This window comes from Pseudonocardia zijingensis (assembly GCF_042657305.1).
GTDB lineage: Bacteria > Actinomycetota > Actinomycetes > Mycobacteriales > Pseudonocardiaceae > Pseudonocardia > Pseudonocardia zijingensis.
The window spans coordinates 315,333-335,116 of sequence record NZ_JBHSKO010000002.1 but is presented as its reverse complement, the minus strand read 5'-3'; the positions used below and the strand labels follow the sequence as shown (position 1 = coordinate 335,116).

Annotated in this window: 18 protein-coding genes; 8 read left to right on the top strand and 10 right to left on the bottom strand. The window is 75.2% G+C overall.

The genetic code is table 11. The features are described 5' to 3' along the window. Nucleotides 1-14 precede the first annotated feature (14 nt). Nucleotides 15-278, top strand: a complete 264-nt coding sequence (locus tag ACFPL3_RS05765; protein WP_343940532.1) for a hypothetical protein — start codon at nucleotides 15-17, stop codon at nucleotides 276-278. A gap of 76 nt (nucleotides 279-354) precedes the next feature. On the opposite strand, the gene ACFPL3_RS05760 is transcribed toward ACFPL3_RS05765, so the two are convergent. Then, on the bottom strand, nucleotides 355-756 hold the full coding sequence (locus ACFPL3_RS05760; RefSeq protein ID WP_343940534.1) for a DoxX family protein: 402 nt from the start codon (nucleotides 754-756) through the stop codon (nucleotides 355-357). Between the two features lie 83 nt (nucleotides 757-839). Here ACFPL3_RS05760 and ACFPL3_RS05755 point away from each other — a divergent pair, with 83 nt between their 5' ends. After that, nucleotides 840-1,622 carry an IclR family transcriptional regulator gene (locus ACFPL3_RS05755; protein ID WP_343940536.1) on the top strand — a complete coding sequence of 261 codons (783 nt, stop codon included), beginning with the start codon at nucleotides 840-842 and terminating at the stop codon, nucleotides 1,620-1,622. Nucleotides 1,623-1,653: 31 nt separating this feature from the next. Beyond that, nucleotides 1,654-2,871, top strand: coding sequence for an MFS transporter (locus ACFPL3_RS05750; RefSeq protein ID WP_343940538.1), 1,218 nt, complete (start codon nucleotides 1,654-1,656; stop codon nucleotides 2,869-2,871). 4 nt (nucleotides 2,872-2,875) lie between these two features. Here ACFPL3_RS05750 and ACFPL3_RS05745 read toward each other — a convergent pair whose 3' ends face one another. After that, entirely contained in the window at nucleotides 2,876-3,694 is an 819-nt protein-coding gene (locus tag ACFPL3_RS05745) for a serine protease (RefSeq protein ID WP_343940540.1), read from the bottom strand. A 186-nt stretch (nucleotides 3,695-3,880) separates the two neighbouring features. Here ACFPL3_RS05745 and ACFPL3_RS05740 point away from each other — a divergent pair, with 186 nt between their 5' ends. Then, nucleotides 3,881-4,483: a DedA family protein gene (locus ACFPL3_RS05740; protein ID WP_343940542.1), complete on the top strand. Its 603-nt coding sequence runs from the start codon at nucleotides 3,881-3,883 to the stop codon at nucleotides 4,481-4,483. A gap of 112 nt (nucleotides 4,484-4,595) precedes the next feature. Further along, nucleotides 4,596-5,042, top strand: a complete 447-nt coding sequence (locus ACFPL3_RS05735) for a nitroreductase family deazaflavin-dependent oxidoreductase (protein ID WP_343940544.1) — start codon at nucleotides 4,596-4,598, stop codon at nucleotides 5,040-5,042. A gap of 228 nt (nucleotides 5,043-5,270) precedes the next feature. On the opposite strand, the gene ACFPL3_RS05730 is transcribed toward ACFPL3_RS05735, so the two are convergent. Beyond that, nucleotides 5,271-8,072 (bottom strand): AfsR/SARP family transcriptional regulator, encoded by a 2,802-nt coding sequence (locus ACFPL3_RS05730; RefSeq protein ID WP_379588468.1) that lies wholly within the window; start codon nucleotides 8,070-8,072, stop codon nucleotides 5,271-5,273. A 200-nt stretch (nucleotides 8,073-8,272) separates the two neighbouring features. On the opposite strand from ACFPL3_RS05730, the gene ACFPL3_RS05725 reads away from it, so the two are divergent. Continuing rightward, nucleotides 8,273-9,670 carry an FAD-binding oxidoreductase gene (locus ACFPL3_RS05725; RefSeq protein WP_343940548.1) on the top strand — a complete coding sequence of 466 codons (1,398 nt, stop codon included), beginning with the start codon at nucleotides 8,273-8,275 and terminating at the stop codon, nucleotides 9,668-9,670. A gap of 93 nt (nucleotides 9,671-9,763) precedes the next feature. On the opposite strand, the gene ACFPL3_RS05720 is transcribed toward ACFPL3_RS05725, so the two are convergent. The 5 genes from ACFPL3_RS05720 to ACFPL3_RS05700 form a co-directional block, all read right to left on the bottom strand. Then, a complete protein-coding gene (locus tag ACFPL3_RS05720; RefSeq protein WP_379588467.1) occupies nucleotides 9,764-11,542 on the bottom strand; it encodes a helix-turn-helix domain-containing protein in 1,779 nt (592 codons plus the stop codon). Between the two features lie 39 nt (nucleotides 11,543-11,581). After that, complete coding sequence (locus tag ACFPL3_RS05715; RefSeq protein ID WP_343943341.1) at nucleotides 11,582-12,862, bottom strand: MFS transporter; 1,281 nt, start codon at nucleotides 12,860-12,862, stop codon at nucleotides 11,582-11,584. Nucleotides 12,863-12,932: 70 nt separating this feature from the next. After that, nucleotides 12,933-13,694, bottom strand: coding sequence for a 3-hydroxybutyrate dehydrogenase (locus tag ACFPL3_RS05710; RefSeq protein WP_379588465.1), 762 nt, complete (start codon nucleotides 13,692-13,694; stop codon nucleotides 12,933-12,935). A 92-nt stretch (nucleotides 13,695-13,786) separates the two neighbouring features. Further along, complete coding sequence (locus tag ACFPL3_RS05705; protein ID WP_343943337.1) at nucleotides 13,787-14,095, bottom strand: hypothetical protein; 309 nt, start codon at nucleotides 14,093-14,095, stop codon at nucleotides 13,787-13,789. 73 nt (nucleotides 14,096-14,168) lie between these two features. Next, complete coding sequence (locus ACFPL3_RS05700; RefSeq protein WP_343943338.1) at nucleotides 14,169-14,630, bottom strand: MarR family winged helix-turn-helix transcriptional regulator; 462 nt, start codon at nucleotides 14,628-14,630, stop codon at nucleotides 14,169-14,171. Nucleotides 14,631-14,704: 74 nt separating this feature from the next. On the opposite strand from ACFPL3_RS05700, the gene ACFPL3_RS05695 reads away from it, so the two are divergent. Beyond that, nucleotides 14,705-15,532: an LLM class flavin-dependent oxidoreductase gene (locus ACFPL3_RS05695; protein WP_343943339.1), complete on the top strand. Its 828-nt coding sequence runs from the start codon at nucleotides 14,705-14,707 to the stop codon at nucleotides 15,530-15,532. Here ACFPL3_RS05695 and ACFPL3_RS05690 read toward each other — a convergent pair. Further along, nucleotides 15,474-17,678 (bottom strand): helicase, encoded by a 2,205-nt coding sequence (locus ACFPL3_RS05690; RefSeq protein ID WP_379588464.1) that lies wholly within the window; start codon nucleotides 17,676-17,678, stop codon nucleotides 15,474-15,476. The genes ACFPL3_RS05695 and ACFPL3_RS05690 overlap by 59 nt on opposite strands. 173 nt (nucleotides 17,679-17,851) lie before the next feature. On the opposite strand from ACFPL3_RS05690, the gene ACFPL3_RS05685 reads away from it, so the two are divergent. After that, a complete protein-coding gene (locus ACFPL3_RS05685) occupies nucleotides 17,852-18,286 on the top strand; it encodes a hypothetical protein (RefSeq protein WP_343940466.1) in 435 nt (144 codons plus the stop codon). Here ACFPL3_RS05685 and ACFPL3_RS05680 read toward each other — a convergent pair. Beyond that, nucleotides 18,283-19,770, bottom strand: a complete 1,488-nt coding sequence (locus tag ACFPL3_RS05680) for a DUF2235 domain-containing protein (RefSeq protein WP_343940464.1) — start codon at nucleotides 19,768-19,770, stop codon at nucleotides 18,283-18,285. The genes ACFPL3_RS05685 and ACFPL3_RS05680 overlap by 4 nt on opposite strands. Nucleotides 19,771-19,784 lie beyond the last annotated feature (14 nt).

Here is a 19,784-nt window from a genome sequence, read left to right as displayed (position 1 = left end):
CGAGCCTGGCGGCCGTGCTGGCGCTCGCGCCGTTCGCCCACGCAGGAGAGTCGCCGGAGGGCGATGACGATGCGGAACAGGTCATCTCCGGAGACGACGCTCCCCAGGACGGCCTGCTCAACCTCGGTGACCTCAACGTGCTGAACGGTTTGAACGTCTGCCCGGACGTCACCGCCACGCTGGGGCTGGGCAACGTGCTCGGCATCCTCGGAACCGGTTCCTCGGATCCGCAGGTGGCCGACGCCCCGATCGACTGCGAGGCAACGGCGAAACGTTGACCCATATCCCGGAAACGCAGACGGAGAAACGGGCACCCCGGCGCGGGGTGCCCGTTTCCCGTTTTCCGGTTCTGCGTCAGCGCCCCGGGAGCCACGCGGCGATCGAGTCGCGGCGCACCCACGCGATCACGGCGGCGAGCACGAAGAAGAGCGCCGGGAAGAGCATCAGGTCCGGCGCGCCCATGATCACCGCCTGGGTGTACGCCGCGCCGATCATCAGAGCCATCACGCCGACGGCGGCGGGCCCGGCCAGCCGCGGCACCATCAGCCCGATGCCCCCGGCGACCTCGACGGCCCCGACGAAGTAGCGCAGCCACTGCCCGGCACCGATCTCGGCGAAGATCTGCACCGCGTAGGGGTCGCCCCAGAACTTGGGCGCGCCCGACGCGACGATGAAGAACACGCCCATGAGGATCTGCAGCGCCCACACGGCGACGTGGCCGATTCGGTGGCGGGCGGCGGTGGTGGCGGTGGTCATCGGTCCCTCCGGGGTGGCGCGAACGTTGCTGTCGGGGGTAGGACCGGGGCGCGCGGCGGAACTCATCGGTCGGGGGTGCGGTGATGGCGGGCGGGACGTCCGAGCCGGGGCGGTCGGTGCTCGACCGGGCCCTCGCCGTGCTCGGCTCGTTCTCCGACGAACGGCCCGAACAGGCCCTGGGGGAGATCGTCGCGGCCACCGGGCTCGCCGCGGCCACGGTGCACCGGCTGGTGGGCGAGCTCGTGGCCTGGGGCGCGCTGGAACGTCCCGCGCGGGGGCGGTACCGGATCGGCATGCGCCTGTGGCAGATCGGGTCGCTCGCGCCGCTGGCCAGGGACCTGCGCGACGCCGCGCTGCCGTTCCTGCAGGACCTCGGGGCCATCACCGGCCAGGTCGTGCACCTCGTGGTGCTCGACGGCCACCGGGCGCTGTTCCTCGAACGCCTGCCGGGGCACGCGGAGGTGCCGGTGCGCTCGCGGGTGGGCAGGCGGATGCCCGCGCACGCCAGCGGGCCGGGCAAGGTGCTGCTCGCGTTCGCCCCGCCCGCGTTCGTGTCCGAGGTGGTGGCGCGCGGCCTGCCCCGCATGGCGGCAGGCACCATCACCGACCCGCGTGAGCTCGCGCTGGCGCTCGGCGAGGTGCGGCGGGCGGGCTACTGCCTGTCGCGTGACGAGATGACCGACGGGGCGGCCTCGGTGGCCGCACCGGTCGTCGGCCCCTCCGGCGAGGTGGTGGCCGGGGTGTCGGTGGTGGTGCCCAGCAGCGTGGAGAACCTGCAGCCGCTGGTGCCGGCCGTGCGCCTGACGGCCGCGGCGATCGGCCGCGCGCTGGGCGCGGGAATTCCGCTCAGTGCGAGGAGGACCTGACGCCGCAGCGGCCGCCGCCGATACTCCGCGCATGTCAGCGGATCCGGTGTCGAATCCGACCGAGTCCCGCCGGCGCGCCGCCTGGGTGGCGCCGCTCGCGTGGTCGTCGGTGGCGCTCGAGGGCTTCGACCTCGTGGTGCTGGGCGTGGTGCTGTCGCCGATGCTCCGCGACGGGGTCTGGGGGCTCACGCCCGCGAGCGGTGCGCTGATCTCGTCGGTCGGGCTGGTCGGCGTGATGGTCGGGGCGATCGCGATCGGCACCGTCACCGACGTGATCGGTCGCCGCCGCACCATGCTCTACACCGTGAGCGGCTTCTCCGTGCTCACGCTGCTGTGCGCGGTGGCGCCCGACCCGTGGACGTTCGGCGTGCTGCGCTTCCTCGCCGGGCTCGGGCTGGGTGGGGTGCTCCCCGTCGCGATCGCGCTGGTCAGCGAGCACGCGCGGGTCGGGCGCAGCGGCGGTGCCACCACCGTGCTGATGACGGGCTACCACGTCGGCGCCGTGGTCACCGCGCTGCTCGGGATCGTCGTGATCCCGGCGCTGGGCTGGCGCGCGATGTTCGTGATCGGTGCGTTGCCCGCCCTCGTGCTCGTGCCGTTGATCGTGCGTCACCTGCCGGAGTCGGAGTCGTTCCTGCGCGATCGGGCGGGGGAGCGGCACAACCCCGCCGCGATCCTCTTCGGCCCCGGCTACGTGCGGGCCACGATCGCGTTCTGGGTGACGTCGTTCATGGGCCTGCTGCTGGTCTACGGGCTGAACACCTGGCTGCCCGAGATCATGCGCGCGGCCGGGTACGACCTGGGCGCCGCTCTCGCGCTGCTGCTCGTGCTGAACGTCGGCGCGATCGCCGGGCTGCTGGTGGCGGGCCAGGTGGCCAACCGGATCGGGACGCGGCCCGCGGTGCTCGCGTGGTTCGTCGCCGCCGCGCTGTTCCTGGCGCTGCTGTCGATCCGGCTCCCCGGGATCGGTGTCTACGTCGGGGTGCTGCTCGCGGGCGTGTTCGTGTTCAGCGCGCAGGTGCTCGTGTACGCCTACGTCGGCCAGTTCTACCCCGCGGCGGCCCGCGGCACCGCCATCGGCGCCGCGAGCGGGGTGGGGCGCCTCGGTGCGATCAGCGGCCCGCTGATCGGCGGGGCCCTGCTCACGGCCGGCGTCGCCTATCCGTGGGGCTTCTACGTCTTCGCCGTGGTGGCCGCGATCGGCGCCGTCGCCGTGGCCGCGGTCGGGCGCGCCCGGCCCGGCGCGTGACGGCTCAGTCGCGGAGCCGGAACGGGCGTCGGCCCGGCACCAGGTCCACCGGGCCGATCCCGCCGTAGGTGCCCGCGTAGTCGAGGGCGTGGGCGAGATCGGTGACGCCGTTGGTGGCGCTGCCGTCGGTGAACAGCGTGGAGAGCACGCCGAAGGCGCGGCCCCCGCCGTCGAGGTAGCCGCTGCCGGAGTCGCCGGGGCGGCCCGGCGGGCGGGTCTCGACGCGGTGGGCGAGCCCGCCGCCGCTGGTGCCCAGGCTGCGCCCCTGCTTGACGCTCGTCTCGCCGCCCTGCGGCTGGAGGCTGACCACCGGCTCGCCGAACCGGGTGCCGTCGGTGTCGAGCCCGGTCGGGCCTCCGACCACGGGCACGGTCGGGTCGACCCGCGCGGCGTCGGCGGGATCCAGCTCGACCAGGGCGAAGTCGTTGTGCAGGCACAGCGCCGGGTCCGTCTCGCCGCGGCGCTGCATCGTGCCCCACGAGGTGTAGGCGAGCCGGCCCGCCGTCCGCGAGCCGTCGGACCCGACGATCGTCACGTCCGTGCCGACCGGCAGCGCCGGTTCCCGGCAGCCGGACAGGCCCATCGACTCGCTGGCGCCCGCGCAGTGCGCCGCGTACCCGAGGTAGGTCGCGTCGCCGCCCGCGAAGACGAACGCCGCGGTGCACGCGCTCGTGACGTGCCCGTCCACGGGCGTCATCATCAGTGCGCCCGGTGAGATCGTCGCCGTCGTGATCGTCGCGGGGGGTGCGGCGTGGGCCGGGCCGCCGGCCAGCGCGAGCGCGGCCACGGCGACGCCGAGCACGGCGATCCGGCGAAAGGTCACCGATCACTCCCGTCCGGTCGGGGAACGGGCCGAGAGTAGATCGACTTCGCGACCTGCACCGTGCTCGTCGCACGAGGGGGTGACGGGGACCGGACTGTCGCCATCCCCCGCCGTCTGGAAGGCTGGGCCTGCTCCCCGGTGTCGGTTCCGCGCGTGCTCGGGCGAGCGCGACCGAGAGGTGCACCGTTGGACGTCCTGAGCGTGTGCGACGCGGTGCTGCGCAGCTCCTGGTTGTTGCCGCTGCTCGTCGTGATGATCGCGGTGGACGCGCCGTTCCCGGTCCTCCCCAGCGAGACGATCCTGATGTCGGCGGCCACCACCGCGTTCGGCGGGGGCGACGTGGGCATGGTGATCGGCCTCTTCGTGGCCGCGCTGACCGGTTCGGTGCTGGGCGACGCGGTGGTGTTCTGGCTGGGCCGCTGCTCGCACCGGCTGCTGGCGCGCACCGTCGACAACGAGCACGAGGTGGCGGCGTGGGTGCGCAGGCACATGCTCCGGCGCCCCGGGATCGCGCTGGTGGGTGCGCGGTTCATCCCCGGCGGGCGCCTGGTGAGCACCGCGGCCGCGGGCCGCTTCGGCCTCCCGGTGCGCCGCTTCCTGCCCTGGACGATCGCGAGCTCGGCGGCATGGAGCGTCTACATGCTCCTGATCGGGCTGGCGCTCGGCCCGGTGACGGGGGGCGACCCGCTGCTCAGCCTGTGCGCGGGCGTCGCGATGGCCCTGGTCACGGCCGCGGGGTTCGCGCTGGTGGCGCGGGTGCGCCGCAACCGTGTCCTCGTTTCCTCCTGAGAGAGTTCTCATCACCCGCTCTCGAACGAGAGCACTGCTCTTGACGTCGGTCGCCGTTGGTGATGCACTGTTCACGAACAAGAGCAGTGCTCTCGATCTGGAGGAGAACCCGATGGCCACCGATCAGCGCTACGTCCGAGCCGGCCGCGGGACCGACCTGTTCAACGCCGTCGTCCGATGGCTCACCGCGCGCGGGCTCAGCGTCTGGGGCTCCCGTGTGCTGGCGGTGCGCGGACGGCGCAGCGGCGAGTGGCGCACCGTGCCTGTGAACCTCCTCGAGCACGACGGCGCCCGATACCTCGTGGCCCCGCGCGGCCACACGCAGTGGGTGCGCAACCTGCGGGCCGCGGGCGGCGCGGGCGAGCTGCGACTCGGCAAGCACGCCGAGGCGTTCGTCGCCGACGAGGTGGCCGACGCCGACAAGCCCGAGACCCTGCGCGCCTACCTGCGGCGCTGGAAGTTCGAGGTCGGCGTGTTCTTCGAGGGGGTCGACCACACCGCATCCGACGAGACCCTGCTCGCGATCGCCCCCGGCTACCCGGTGTTCCGCCTGCGCTGAGGCCCCGGAAAGAAGATCAACCGAAGCCGGCGGAGGCTCCCCGTTCCGCCGGCCCCGGTCACGCTGGTCAACGCGCGATCCGTGGTCCGGTTGCGGGTGGATGTCCGGAGTCCGTCGAGCGGGCGATCACGATCGGTGATCGGTTTGTGACGAGATCGGCGCCGAACGGTGGCCGTCGAGCGATCGGCGGGAACCATCCGGCGAGCGAGCCGCGCGTCGCCGTGCGCGTCAGCCGCCGAGGTGGCGGCGCAGCGCTGCCCGGGCGGTCCGCAGCGCGTCGTCGCGGCCGATGGACCGCCGCACCGCGTGCGGTGCGGGCTCCGCGGCCGGTGGGGCGTCCGGGGCCTGATCGGCCGCCGCGTCGAGCAGGTCGGCCTCCTCCGCATCCCCCAGCCGCCGCAGCAGCACGGCGAGGTTGCGCAGCGTCACCCACAGCTGGGTCCAGTTCCCCGCCTGCGCGAAGTACTCGACGATCTCGCGGTAGCCGCGCAGCGCGTCGGCGGTGCGCCCCGCGGCCGCACGCACCGTCACCAGCCCGACCGACGCGATCCCGGCCACGAACGTCGCGCCCGTGGCGCGGGCCCCCGCGATCGCGGCGAGGTAGTGCTCCTCGGCCCGGTCGGCGCGGCCCGCGGCGTTCTCGATCTCCCCGGCCGCGTAGTGGGCGAACGCCTGCACCGTCGGGGGGAGCGGGCCCTGCGCCACGAGGGCGGCGTGGAGCTCGCGGGCCTGGTCGAGGTCACCGGCGTACGTGGCGGCGAGCGCGGCCACCCCGAGGCCGCCGTCGGGCCGTGCTGCGTGCTCGGCCGCCGCCCGCTTGTGCGCGACCACCTCCGCGAACGCGCCCCGGCTCAGCGCGGCGTTCGCCAGCGCGGCGTGGCAGAACCAGCGCCCCTCGGCGTCGCAGGCGCGGGCGAGCCCGTCCCGCGCGAGCCGCTCGGCCCGGGCGTGGTCACCCCGGATGTAGGCGCTGCGCGCCGCCGCCCCCAGGACGGTGGCGGCGCGCGGGTGGCCGGCGAGCGCGGGGTCGTCGGCCAGCTCGTCGGCCCAGCCGCGCAGCTCGACCAGATCGCGCCACACCGACACCTCGTACACGGCTACCACCAGCGCGACCGCCGCGTCGAGCGCACCGCGGCGGCGCGCGAGCCGCCACGCGGCACGCAGGTTCGCCACCTCGCGCCGCAGCGCCGCGTCGGCCTCGGGTTCGCGGTCGGTCGTGGCGGTGGCGTCGGCCCACTCCGCCAGCGCCACGGCCCACCGCACCACCCGGTCGTCGGCGTCGTCCGCCTCCCCAGCCGCGCCGAGCCGGTCGACGCCGAACGCGCGCAACGTCTCCAGCATCCGGTAGCGGGGGCGGTCGGCGAAGACGACGTCCACCATCGACGCGTCGACCAGGTGGGCGAGCGCGCCGGCCGGGTCGCCCGCCAGCCCCAGGTCGGCGGCGACCCACTCCGCGGTGGGCAGGTCCACGCCGTCCACGAACGCGGCGAGGTGGCGGAAGAGCCGCTGTTCCTGCGGTGGCAGCAGGTCGTAGGACCACTCGACGGTGGCGCGCAGCGTGCGGTGCCGCGCGTCGCCGGTGCGCGTGCCGAGGAGGTCGAGGGCGCGGTCGAGGCGCGCGGCCAGGTCGGGCAACGCCAGCCCGACCAGGCGCCCGGCGGCCAGCTCGATGGCGAGCGGGATCCCGTCGAGCCGGTGCACGACCTCGCTGATCAGCCGCAGGTCGTCCGCGCCGGGTGCGAAGCCGGGCCGGGTGCGGGCCGCCCGATCCAGGAACAGCGCCACGCTGGGTGCCCGGTCCGCGGTGGCGGGATCCGGGCCGGGCAGCGCCAGCGGCGCGACCCGCGACGACGTCTCGACGGGCAACCCGAGCGGTTCCCGGCTGGTGGCGAGCACGGTGAGACCGGGACAGCTCTCGAGCAGGCGCTCCACCACGGCGCGCACGGCGTCCAGCAGGTGCTCGCAGTTGTCGACGACGAGCAAGGTGGGCGTGGCGCCCAGCAGCGCGACGCAAGCGTCCAGCACGTCATCGGTGACGACCTGCAGGTCGAGCGCGTCGGCGAGCGCCTGCGGCACGGCGGCCGGGTCGCGCACCGGCGCCAGCCGCAGCACCCGGGCGTGGTCGCGGCGGCGCGCCAGTTCCAGCGCCACCCGCGTCTTGCCCACCCCGCCCGGGCCGACCACCGTGACGAGCCGCTCGCCGTCCAGCAGCCGTTCCAGGGCGGTGAGTTGCGCGTCGCGGCCCAGCAGCGGAGCGGTGCCGCGCGGCGGCCCGGCCACCGGCCGGGGGCCGGCGAGCTCGCCCGCCGCCACCGCCCGCTCCAGGTCGCCGAGCGCGGGGGAGGGGTCGAGCCCGGTCTCCGAGGCGAGCCGCCGCCGGTACTCCCTGCCGACGGCCAGCGCCTGCGCGGCGTCGCCGGTGGCGGCCAGCGCCCGCACGAGCAGCAACACGGCCGGCTCCCGGAGGGGGTCCTCGTCCAGCGCGGCCTGCGCCGGCCCCACCACGCCGTCGAGCCGCCCCGACCGGATCGAACGCTCGACGAACAGCTCGGTGATCTCGCGGCGCAGCTGCCCGTACGCGACCGCGTCGGCCGCGAGCGGGGCGACGTCGGCGAACTCGGCGAGCAGCGGTCCCCGCCACAGCGCGCGGGCCACCCGCAGGAGATCGGCAGCCACCGCCGCGTCCGGCGTCTCGCGGGCCCGGCGCAGCAGGTCCCGCGCCTGCGCGACGTCCAGCTCGGTGCCCTCCAGCACCAGCCGGTACCCGCCCGGCGCAGCGACCAGGCGGGACGCACCCGCCCCGAGGTGCCCGCGCAGCCGGGAGACGTGGCTCTGCAGCGCGGCCCGCCCGGACTCCGGCGGCTCGGCGGGCCACAGCGCGTCCAGGAGGTGGTCGGCCGGCACGACGCGGCCCTCCGCCGCCGCCAGCACCGCCAGCACGGCCCGCCGCTTCGGGCCGGGCACGTCCACGGGCGTGCCGTCCACCGTGAGCCGCAGTGGCCCGAGCAGCTCGACGCGAACCGCTGTCATGCCGCTCAGGATGCCGGGCGGGGCGTCCCTCGTGGTTCAGGAAAGCCACATTCAGGGCCGGAGAGGCCTGCAATGTGGCTTTCCTGAACTCCCGCCGGTCCGTGCCAGCCTCCTGCCAGCCCCGTGCCAGCCGCCTCCGCGAACCTCCTCGGCGCGGGGCGGCAGCGGGCCGACCCCGGGTGATCCGAGGGACGAGTGGAATGACGACGAGCGAGCTGGTGGGCACGGACGAGCGGGCGGTGGTCGCGGCGCTGCGGGAGTCGGTGCGCGGGGCCGTGATCGGGCACGGCGACCCGGGCTACGACGAGGCGCGGCGGGTGTGGAACGGGTTGATCGACCGCAGGCCCGCGGTGATCGCGCGATGCGCGGGCACGGCGGACGTGGTGGAGGCCGTGCGGGTGGCCCGCGCGCACCGGCCCGTCGTGAGCGTGCGGGGCGGCGGGCACCAGGTGGCCGGCACCGCGGTGTGCGACGACGGCATGGTGATCGACCTGTCGGGGATGCGCGGCGTGCACGTCGACCCGGCCGCTCGCACCGTCCGTGCCCAGGCTGGCGCCACCTGGGCCGACGTCGACCGGGCCACCCAGCTGTTCGGCCTCGTCACGCCGGGCGGGGAGGTCTCGCGCACCGGCATCGCAGGCTTCACCCTCGGCGGTGGGATGGGTGTGCTGCAGCGGCGCTACGGGCTGGCGTGCGACAACCTGCGTTCGATCGAGATCGTCACGGCCGACGGCGCCGTGCGCACCGCGAGCAGGCAGGAGCACCCGGACCTGTTCTGGGCGGCGCGCGGCGGCGGGCGCGGCCTCGGCGTGGTGACCTCCTTCGAGTTCGACCTGCACCGGCTCGGCCCGGTGGTGCGCAAGGCGCTGGTCTTCTACCCCTACGACCAGGCCCGGAGCGTGGCGTGCGGCTGGCGCGACCTCACCGCGCAGCTGCCCGACTCGGTCTCGCCCGAGCTGGTGCTGTGGAGCGTCCCGGCGGACCCGGCGATCCCGGCCGCCCTGCACGGCGCCCCGGTCGTGATCGTCGCGGGCGTGTACGCGGGCGACCCCGCCGACGCGGGACCCGTGCTGGCCCCGCTTGCCGAGCTGGGCACGCCGCTCATGCAGGCCGGGGGCGAGCTGCGCTACGCCGAGATGCAGCAGGCCGTCGACCCCGCGTTCCCCGACGGTGGGCGCTACTTCTTCAAGTCCCACTTCCTGCGGGAGCTCACCGACGACGCGATCGACGCCCTGCTCGCCTGCGACGCCCGGCGGCCCACTCCGCAGTCGCTGGTGGTGCTGCGCACCCTCGGCGGGGCCGTCGACCGGGTCGGCCCCGGCGAGAGCGCCTACCCGCACCGCGGCGCCCGCTACAACCTGAGCATCGACGCGGGCTGGACCGACCCCGCCCTCGACGACACCGCGATCGGCTGGGCCCGTTCCTCCTGGGACGCGCTGCGCGGGCACGCCACCGGCGGCGTGTACGTCAACTTCGCCGGCCTCGACGCGGAGACCGGCCGCGACACGGTCTACGGCGGGAGCGCAGGCCGCCTCGACGAGATCCAGGCCGCCTACGACCCGGACGGCCTCTTCGCGGCGGCCGCCCGTCGCCCCTGACGGCCCGGGGGTATGCCAGCAAGGTGGCTTTGCTGGCGCAATATGCCAGTAAAGCCACCATGCTGGCATGAGCGGCCGGGGGCGAGGGGCGCGTCAGCCGCGGAGCTTGCGCAGGCGGAGGGCCAGCTGGAGTTCGAGGGCGCGGTCGGGGGTGTGCCAGTCGTCCCCCAGCAGGGCCGCGACGCGTTCCAGGCGCTGGGCCACGGTGTTCACGTGGACGTGCAGGGTGCCTGCGGCGCGGGTGGGGCTGGCCCCGGCGGCGAAGTAGGCCTCGAGGGTGGTGAGCAGGTCGGTGCCGCGGCGGGCGTCGTGGGCGGCGACCGGGCCGAGCACGCGCTCGACGTACCCCTCGACGTCCGCGGCGTCGCCGGTGACGAGCCCGGCGAAGCCGAGGTCGCGGGCGGCGCCTGCGGGGAGGCCGAGCGCGGCGAGTGCCTCGGCGGTGCGGCGGGCCTCGGCGTGGGCGTCGCGCAGCCCGGCCGCGGGCAGGACCGGCCCGGCGGCGCCCACCGGGCCCGCGTCCCGCCCTGCGCGGCGGGCCAGGTCGTGCGCCACGGCCGACGGGTCGTGCCCGGGCAGGACGGCGACGACCCAGCCGTCGTGCCGCCCCACCAGTCCCGGGCCGGGGGCGCGCCCGTCCCGGCACACCGCGACGACGTGCGGGGTGCGCAGCCGCAGCCCGAGCAGCCTGCCCCGTGCGACGAGCGCGGGGTCCACCTCGCCCGCCGGGCGGGCCAGCAGGTCGGCGAGCAGGTCTGTGCGCACGCGCTGATCGGCCTCGGCCTCGCGCAGCCGGAAAAGCAGGACGAGGGCGGTGACCATCGCGGCCCGCTCGACCGTGCGGACCTGCCCGTCGTCGAGCGCGGCGCGGCCGCCGAGCACGAGGGTGCCCAGGCGCTGGCCGACGGCGCGCACGGCCACCGCGGCGGCGCCGTCGGCGCTCACGAGCCGGGCCGCGTCGTCCGCGCGCCGGACGGCGGTCAGGTCCGCGAGGTCGTCGGGCACCGGGCCGTGCGCCGCGAGCCGCTGGCCGTCGACGTCCAGGACGGCCACCCAGCCGTCGAGCAGCTCGCCGAGGGCGGCGGCGATGTCGTCGACCCCACCGCCGGAGAGCACGACCCCGGCGAACCGGTCGTGGGCGGCGGCTGCCTGCTCGATGCCGGCGTGGGCGGCGGACAGGGCCGCGAGCGCGTCGGCCGTCTCGGTGATGCGGCGCACCTGCACGAGCGAGACGGCGGCGAGCGCGGCGAGCGAGCCGAGCAGGGCCACCTCGGTGCGGGCGAACGGGCGCGGTGCCCGGTGCGCGGCGAACAGCACCCCGACGAACTCACGTCCCACCAGCAGCGGGGTGCCGCAGATCGCGGCGATCCCCTCCTCCTCGACGGCAGCGTCGATCTCGGTGGTGTGGTCGTAGCGGGTGTCGGTCGGGTAGTCGGCGGTCCAGTACGGCCGCCGCGTCTGGGCCACGAGGCCGCCGAGGCCCGCGCCCAGCGGCAGCCGCAGGGTCTGGAACCGGCCGGAGATCGAGCCGTCGGTGGCGCGCATGAACGTGTCACCGCGGTCGGGATCGGCCAGCGTCAGGTAGGCGACGTCGGCGCCGAGCAGGCTGCGGGCGCGGCGCACGATCGTGTCGAGCACCTCGCCCGGGTCCGGGAGCGAGGCGAGGTCGCGGGCGATGTCGACGAGGGCCGACAGCTCGGTCTCCCGCCGCCGGTGGGCGTCGATGCCGGCCCGGACGCGCAGGGCGAGCTCCCGCGCGACCGCGCCGGACTCCGGGTCTCCCGCCGCGAGCGCCCGCGCCTGCTCCTCGATGCGCTCCGCGGGCGCGTCCTGGGCGAGCAGCCGCAGCAGCTCCAGCGCCGTGCGAGACACGGCGGTGATGATGCCATCGGCCGCCGTGTCGCTCACGGCTCAGCGGGTGGGCGCGACCGCGTGGTCCTCGGCGAGGTCGCGGTGGCGGGTCTCGCCGTAGCTGGCCACGGCCACGATCGTGAGTAGCGCGCTGAGCGCCACGTAGACCGCCACGGCGTACCCGCTGTCGAACGAGGTGTAGAGCGCCACCGCGATGATCGGTGCGAGCCCACCGGCCACGACCGAGGCGAGCTGGTAGCCGACGGAGGTGCCCGAGTAGCGGACCTTCGTGCCGAACAGCTCGGACAGGAAGGCCGCCTGCGGCCCGTACATCGCGGCGTGGAAGACGAGGCCGCCGATCACGGCGATCGTGGTGAGCGTGAAGTTGGCGGTGTCGATGAGCGCGATGAACACGAACGCCCACACCCCGACGCCCGCGGCGCCGATCAGGTAGATCGGCTTGCGGCCGAACCGGTCCGACAGCGCGCCCCAGACGGGGATGACCACGAGGTGTGCGGCCGTGCCGATGAGCACCGCGCCGAGCACGAAGGAGTTGGGCAGCCCCATCCGCTTGGTCATGTAGGTCGTGATGACGATCGTGAAGATGTAGTACGACACGTTCTCGGCGAACCGGGCGCCCATCGCGGTGAACACCTCGCGCGGGTAGCGGCGGAAGACGTCGACGATCGGGACGATCTCCCGCTCGCCCGCGGCCACGCGCTCGGCGGCGCGGGCCTGCGCGTCCCGGAAGACCGGCGACTCCTCGATCGAGAGCCGGATGTAGAGCCCGATCAGCACGAGCACCGCGGAGAGCAGGAACGGGATCCGCCACCCCCACGACTGGAAGGCGGCCTCGCTCTGCACGGCGGCGAGCAGGAACAGCAGCGCGTTGGCGAGCAGCTGCCCCACCGGGACACCTGCCTGGGGCCAGCTGGCCCAGTAGCCGCGCCGGGCCGGGTCGCCGTGCTCGGAGACGATGAGGACGGCGCCGCCCCACTCGCCGCCGATCGCGAAGCCCTGCACCAGGCGCAGGACGACCAGCAGCAGCGGGGCCGCGATCCCGATGGTCGCGTACCCGGGCAGCAACCCGATGGCGAACGTCGCGGCCCCCATCGAGACCAGGCTGATCACCAGCAGCTTCTTGCGACCGAGCTTGTCGCCGTAGTGGCCGAACACGAGCCCGCCGAGCGGGCGCGCGACGAAGCCGATCGCGAACGTGCCGAGCGCGAGCAGGGTGCCGACCGCCGGGTCGTCCGACGGGAAGAACACCGCCGGGAACACGACCGCGGCCGCCACCCCGTAGAGGAAGAAGTCGTACCACTCGACAGCCGTGCCCGCCATGCTGGCGGCCACGACCCGGATGATGTTGGCGCGTGGTTGTCGGTCGGTGACCACGATGTCTCCGTTCCTCTCAGTGGGCGGTCCAGCCGCCGTCCATCGACAGCGACGTTCCGGTGATCGAGGCCGACGCCGGCCCGTAGAGCACGGCTGCCAGCTCGGCCACCTCCTGCGGCTCGACGAGCCGCTTCACGGCGGCGGGGGCGAGCATCACCCGCTCCACCACGGATCCGGGGTCGATCCCGTGGGTGCGGGCCTGGTCGGCGATCTGCCGCTCGACCAGCGGTGTGCGCACGTAGGCGGGGTCGATGCAGTTGCTCGTGACCCCGCGGTCGGCGCCCTCCAGCGCGATGACCTTGGACAGGCCCTCGAGGCCGTGCTTCGCGCTCACGTACGCCGACTTGAACGGGCTCGCGCGCAGCCCGTGCACGCTCGAGATGTTGACGACCCGGCCCCAGCCGCGGCCGTACATGTGCGGCAGCGCGCGGCGGGCCAGCCGGAACGGCGCCTCCAGCATCACGCGCAGGATCAGCGAGAACCGGTCGGGGTCGAACTCGGGGATCGGGGCGACGTGCTGCAGCCCGGCGTTGTTGACCAGGACGTCGACGTCGGCGGGCAGCGCGTCGACGGCGTCGAGGTCGGACAGGTCGCAAACCACCGGTTCCACGCGGGCGTCCGCGGCGAGCGCGGCCAGCCCGGGCTCGTCGCGGTCGACGGCGAACACGTGCGCGCCGTCGGCGGCGAGGCGCTCGGCCAGGGCCGCCCCGATCCCCGACGCGGCGCCCGTGACCAGGGCGCGGCGGTCGGCCAGCGGCGGCGACACTGCGGCGGTCATGTCGCTGGACGGTACGGCGGCGGACGCCGCAGCGCCCTGTGTGTAGACCCCATGGATCAGCGCTCCCCATGTGTTCGGGCCACATCAGCGCCTCAGAACAGGAGCCGCTTGCGCCGCGGGCGCACCGCGTCCCCGGCCCGGCGGAGCGCTCTCTCAGCCCCGGTGTTCCCGGTGAGGATCTTCGCCGCCTGCCCGTAGAGGTCCACCGCCATCGCGCCGAGGGGGATCCCCAGCGGCAGCAGCAGGATGGTGGCGCACAGCAGCCCGGCCACGACCAGCAGGACCGTCGCCAGCACGCCGAGCACCAGCGCCAGCACCCCGCGCACGACGGTGGAGAGCAGGCCGACCACGGCACCGAGCAGCCCGGTCACGAAACCCGTCAGACTTCCCACGAGCCCCATCGCCAGCTCCTCGGCTCGAAGGGCTTCGAAAACGGCGGGATACCCCGTGCCGGGTCCCGGCACACGGGGTTGGCTACACGGAGCGGTAGCCCGGGTGCACGCCGGGGCGCAGGCCCTGGTCGGCCGCGATCCGGCTGAGGAGGGCACGCAGGGTCTCGCGCTCGTCGGCGTCGAGGCTGCGGCAGAGCGCGTCGTCGTGGGCGCGGCCGACGGCGCCGATCTCGTCGAGCACGGCCCGGCCCGCCTCGGTGATGTGCAGGGCGTGCAGGCGCCGGTCGTCCGGGTTGCGCCTGCGCTCGACGAGCCCGCGGTCGGCGAGCGCGTCGACCAGCCCGACGAGCCGGCTCGGCGGCATGCCGAGCACTTGGGCGACCTGCTGCTGGCTCTGCCCGGGTGACGCCGCGATGAGCCCGAGCAGGCCGACCTGCGGCGGGGTGAGGTCGAGTGCGGCGACGCGCTCGGCGAAGCGCGCGGCGGCGTGCGCGCCGACGGCGGCGAGGAGGAACGCCGAGCCGGGTGGGTTCTCCAGTGGCACGGGTAGACCGTACACGTCCTGAACGGTACTCTCCAGATAATCGTTCAGAGTTGTAATCGTTCTGGAGGTGGGGGATGTCGGAGCACAAGTTCCGGTTCGGTGTGGTGGTGACGCCCGAGGGCGGCAGGCAGGAGTGGGCCGCCACGGCGCGGCGGGTGGAGGAGCTCGGCTACTCCACCCTGCTGATGCCCGACGGCCTGCAGCTGCTCTCGCCGTTCCCGTCGCTCGCGGTGGCCGCCTGCGCGACCACCAGCCTGCGCGTCGGCACGTTCGTGCTGGCCGGTCCGCTGCGCTCGCCCCGGGCCGCCGCGTGGGAGGGGCATTCGCTGTCGGTGCTCACCGAGGGCCGCTTCGACTTCGGCATCGGCACCGGGCGCCCGCAGGCCCGGCAGTTCGCCGAGGAGCTCGGCCGCCCGTGGGGGACGGCGGCCGAGCGGCTGCGGGAGGTGGCCGAGTCGATCGAGCAGCTGCGCTCGCTCGACGGCGACCGGCACACCCCGGTGCTCGTGGCGGCGGGCGGCCCCCAGGCGCTCGCGCTGGCGGGCCGCGTCGCCGACATGGCCACCCTCGCCGCGCCCGCGCTCGCCGGCCGCGACCACCTCGTGGACATGGCGGCCCGGCTGCGGGAGGCAGCCGGCGATCGCGCGGACGACATCGAGATCGCCATGAACCTGTTCGCCGTGGGCGACGACGAGATCCCGCAGTGGACGCAGAAGTTCATCGGCGCGGACCGCGCCACGCTCGTCGCCCACGACTCGCAGACGCTGCTGCCCGGCGGCCCTGCGGAGATGGCCGACGAGCTGCTTCGGCGGCGCGACGCCTATGGGGTCTCCTACGTGAGCGTCAACGGCTCGTACCTGGAGCAGTTCGCGCCGGTGGTGGAGCGGCTCGCCGGGAGCTGAGGCGGCGCAGCGACGCCGGGAGCGGCTCGGTGTGCAGCACGCCGAGCCGCTGGGTGGCGCGGGTGAGCGCCACGTAGAGGTCGGCGACCTCCAACCGCTGCGGCTCCACGAGCAGCACGGTGTCGAACTCCAGGCCCTTCGCCTCCCGGGGGGTGAGCACGGTGGCCCCCGGCAGGTCCGGGAACGGGCCGGGGGCGATCACGGCGACCTCCCCGTCGCCGTCGACCGCCGCGCGCACGGCCGTCTCGAGCTCGTCCGGTTCCACGCGCCGGGCCCACGGGCGCACCCCGGTGCTGCGGGCCGCCTCCGGTGGGGTGGAGCCCGGGGCGTGCGCGGCCAGCACGTCGGCGGCCACCGCCATGACCTCGGCGGGTGTGCGGTAGCCGACGGTGAGTACGCGGTGGGTCCAGCGCCCGGGGGCGTGCCGGTCCAGCGCCGCGGCCCACGTCCGCGCCCCGGCCGCCGATCGGCGCTGCGCCAGGTCGCCCACCACCGTGAACGAGCGGCTGGGGCAGCGGCGCACCAGCACGCGCCAGTCCATGTCCGACAGCTCCTGCGCCTCGTCGACCACCACGTGCCCGTACACCCACTCCCGGTCGGCGGCCGCGCGCTCGGCGATCGTGCGGTGGTCGGCCTCCTCCTGCCGCTCGGCGAGCAGGTCGGCGTGCACCACGTCGACCGCGCGGGTGCCGTCGTCGTCGGCGGGTTCGACGTCGAGCAGCCGCAGCACGTCCGCGGCGTAGCCCAGGCCCTCCGCCGCGCGCCGCCGCGCCCGCGCCGCGCGCTTCCGCGCCGAGGACGGCGGGCCCAGCAGCTCGGCCGCCTCGTCGAGCAGCGGCACGTCCGCCACCGTCCAGGCCTCGCCGTCGGTGCGGGCGAGGGCGGCCCGGTCGGCCGCCGGGAGCGCGGCCGCGGCCACGGCCAGGCGCTCCGGCGAGGTGAACAGGTCGGCGAGCAGCCGCTGCGGCGTGAGCTCGGGCCACAGCGCGTCGAGGGCGGCGTGCAGCTGCGGGTGGCGGCGCAGCTCGGCGCGCGCGTCGTCGCGCAGCTGTGTGGCGAGCTCGGGCACCTCGCGCGGCGCGAGCCACCCGGCGCCGATCCGGTCGACGGCCTGCTCGGCGAGCGCGTCGAGCACCGCGGTGGCGAAGACCGGCCGGGCCTCGTTGTGGCGGCGGTGCCCGGCCCGGGCCTGCTCGCGCGCGGCCGCCGCGATGCCGGCCGTGATCTCGACGGTGATGTCGTCGAGCTCGATCGGCACCGGCTCGACGGGCACGTCCTGCCGGTCGGCCACGGCCACGGCGAGCACGTCGACCATGGCCAGTGACCCCTTGACGCGCGCCACGTCCGGCTCTTCCTCGCGCTGCGTCGTGACGCCGGGCAGCAGCTCGCCCGGCGTGGCGAACACGACGTCGGTCTCGCCGAGGGAGGGCAGCACGGCCGAGATGTACTGCAGGAATCGCGGGTGCGGTCCGACCACCAGCACGCCGCGGCGGGCCAGCTGCGGGTACGTGTAGAGCAGGTACGCCACCCGGTGCAGCGCCACCGCCGTCTTCCCGGTGCCCGGCCCGCCCTCGATCACGGTGAGCCCGGTGCTGTCGAGCCGGATGATCTCGTCCTGCTCGGCCTGGATCGTGGCGACGATGTCGCGCATCGCGCCGGTGCGCGGGGCGTCGAGGGCGGCCAGCAGTGCGGCGTCCGAGCCCGCCGAGCCGTCGGTGCCCTCCCGGGCGAGCACGTCGTCGTGCGCGTCGAGCACCGCGCGCCCGCGCGTGCGGAAGTGGCGCCTGCGTGCGAGGCCCTCGGGGTGTGCGGCCGTGGCGGTGTAGAAGGGGCGGGCAGCAGGCGCGCGCCAGTCGACGAGCAGTGGCTCCAGGTCGTCGTCGAGCAGGCCGATGCGGCCCACGAACGTGCGGGTGCCGTCGAGGGCGTCGGTGCGGCCGAAGCACAGCCCGTCGCCGACGGCGCGCAGCCGGCCCAGGCGGGCGGTCTGCGCGCGCACCGCGGCCTCCCGCAGCGCCCGCTCGCCCGGCGAGCTGCCCGACGCGCGTTGGGCGAACACCAGCTCGCGCTGCGCGGCCACCCGCTCGGCGTCGAACCGGTCGTACAGGAGGGCGATGTGGCGGCGGTCGTCATCCACGCTCGACATTTCCCGGACCCCTCTGGTAGAATTGCCGAAGAATCGCGATTCCGGCTCATTCATCGGAATCGCGACCTTCTTTTGTACCAGAGAATTCCGGGCTCGTGGTGGGGTTTTCCCCCGGTCCGGCACGGGTGCGCGCCGGGCGGTGCCGAGGCGGCTTCCGGCGAACACTGCTCGGCATGACCTCCGTCGCCGAGCGCACCGCGCCGCCCACCGTCCAGCTCTCGGTCCTGCTCTGGCTCTCGGCCATCGGGGCCGGGGCCATCGAGGCCCTCATCCACCTGCTGTTCCCCGAGCCACCCACGTTCGGCCGGCTCGGCGCGCGCTTCGCGATCTACGCGGTGCTCGCCGTGCTGGTGCTCGCGCTGCGCACCGGGCGCAACCCCGTCCGCTGGACGGTGGCCGTGCTCCTCGGCGGGTTCGGCACGCTGTCGCTCGTGATCGAGCCCGTCTCGTGGCTGCTCGCGGGTGGCTCGCCGGGCCTGTTCCTGGTGACGGCCGACGCGCCCGCGCTCGTCGCCGCGGCCCTGCGCGCCGCGCACGTCGTCGCCGTGTGGTCGGCGCTCGTGCTGATGTTCCGCCCGGCCGCGAATGCCTTTTTCGCTCGGCGCTAGACGCGGGTGACGGTGAGTCGCACCTCGCCGCTGTTGTTGCCGTAGAAGCCCCACGCGTCGTTGGCGAATGCGTGCAGGTATCCGCGCCGCTGCACGTCGTACGTGGTGCCCGCGCCGATGGGGATGCGCTCGTCGGGGTGCACCACCTGGCCGCGGGCGTCCGTGACCTCGTCGGCCACCAGCCCGAGCAGCGACATCCACGGCTCCTCCGGAACGCGCCGGGTGCCGACCAGCTGCGCCTCCGGGTTGCGCAGAGCGGCGCGCAGGACGGTCTCACCGGCGCCGATCACGGTGCTGAACAGGCGGCCGGGCAGGTGCCACCGCGAGGTGTCTCCCGCCGGGCCGCACCGGTCGAACGCGCTGCTCCACTCGCCCACGGCCGCGAAGCGGTACCTGCCGGGTTCCAGGTAGAGGCCGGTGGCCGTCCACCCCCGGGCGGCGGGCACCACCACCTCGGCGGTGTCGCCCGGCGCGGCGAGCGTGCGCGTGGGCCGGTAGCCGTTCGCCCGCCGGCTCGCGTACGCCGACGGGCTGACGCCGGGCTCCTCGTGGCGGTGGTCCACCCGCGGTGTGGCCCGGGGACGCGGCTGCAGCGCGATCTCGTAGGCCACGCCGAGCGGCCCACCGGGCATGTCGTTCGGTGGCGTCGTCGGGTCCGGTGCGAAGCCCGCGATGCGGCTGCGGTCGAACGTGATCCCGACGGCCTCGGTGGCCTCGCGCATCATCCAGTCGAGCGCCTCGTCGCTGAGGCCCTTCTCGGCGTGGCTGCCGCCGACGTCGCCGTGGTCGCCGGGGAACCACACCTGCTTCACGTCCTGGCCGGGCCCGTGATCGCGCCAGAGGGTGGGCCGGAACGGGCCGCGCATCTCGTCGAGCGCCACGGCGTGGCGGGCGTGCGGGATGCGCGGGTCGAGGCGCACGTCGAGGAACTCGTACTGCTCGCGGGAGCGGAACAGGTCCGGCACCCCGACGTAGGCCGGGATGCCGAGCGCGCCGACCGTGTCCCACACGCCGATGAAGCGCACCGGGTTCTGCGGGTCGGTGGGTTCCCACGCGAGCGGCACACCGAGCGGGGGCAGGCTGCCGGGGGGCGCGGAGTGCTGCTCGCGGTAGCGCGCGTACGCCAGCTCGACGGCCCGGTCGAGGTCGCCGGTCGGGGCCACGAGCCCGACCCGCGAGATCATGCCGGCGATGCTGCGCGCGGTGTAGGCACCCCGGCTGTAGCCGAACAGCGCCACCTGGTCGCCCGGCCGGTACTCCCGGGCGAGCCACCGGTAGCCGGCCGTGATGCTGCGGTCCAGGTCGGCGCCGGTGAGCCCGCCGCGCAGCGCGTCGATCGGGTTGTCCGACACCCCGGCGCCCTCGACGTACAGCGGCTCCGGTTCCCCGGGCTGCGTCACCACGGCCGCGCGCAGCCTGCTCACGTTGCTCTGCTTGACGGCGGTCATCCACGTGCCGTCGCAGCACGCGATGAGATGGCGCATCGCTGCTCCTCCGG

Coding starts and splice junctions, on each gene's coding strand:
- ACFPL3_RS05760 (WP_343940534.1), bottom strand. CDS start 756: ATGACCACCGCCACCACCGCCGCCCGCCACCGAATCGGCCACGTCGCC.
- ACFPL3_RS05755 (WP_343940536.1), top strand. CDS start 840: ATGGCGGGCGGGACGTCCGAGCCGGGGCGGTCGGTGCTCGACCGGGCC.
- ACFPL3_RS05750 (WP_343940538.1), top strand. CDS start 1,654: ATGTCAGCGGATCCGGTGTCGAATCCGACCGAGTCCCGCCGGCGCGCC.
- ACFPL3_RS05735 (WP_343940544.1), top strand. CDS start 4,596: ATGGCCACCGATCAGCGCTACGTCCGAGCCGGCCGCGGGACCGACCTG.
- ACFPL3_RS05730 (WP_379588468.1), bottom strand. CDS start 8,072: ATGACAGCGGTTCGCGTCGAGCTGCTCGGGCCACTGCGGCTCACGGTG.
- ACFPL3_RS05725 (WP_343940548.1), top strand. CDS start 8,273: ATGACGACGAGCGAGCTGGTGGGCACGGACGAGCGGGCGGTGGTCGCG.
- ACFPL3_RS05715 (WP_343943341.1), bottom strand. CDS start 12,862: ATGGCGGGCACGGCTGTCGAGTGGTACGACTTCTTCCTCTACGGGGTG.
- ACFPL3_RS05710 (WP_379588465.1), bottom strand. CDS start 13,694: ATGACCGCCGCAGTGTCGCCGCCGCTGGCCGACCGCCGCGCCCTGGTC.
- ACFPL3_RS05705 (WP_343943337.1), bottom strand. CDS start 14,095: ATGGGGCTCGTGGGAAGTCTGACGGGTTTCGTGACCGGGCTGCTCGGT.
- ACFPL3_RS05695 (WP_343943339.1), top strand. CDS start 14,705: ATGTCGGAGCACAAGTTCCGGTTCGGTGTGGTGGTGACGCCCGAGGGC.
- ACFPL3_RS05690 (WP_379588464.1), bottom strand. CDS start 17,678: ATGTCGAGCGTGGATGACGACCGCCGCCACATCGCCCTCCTGTACGAC.
- ACFPL3_RS05685 (WP_343940466.1), top strand. CDS start 17,852: ATGACCTCCGTCGCCGAGCGCACCGCGCCGCCCACCGTCCAGCTCTCG.
- ACFPL3_RS05680 (WP_343940464.1), bottom strand. CDS start 19,770: ATGCGCCATCTCATCGCGTGCTGCGACGGCACGTGGATGACCGCCGTC.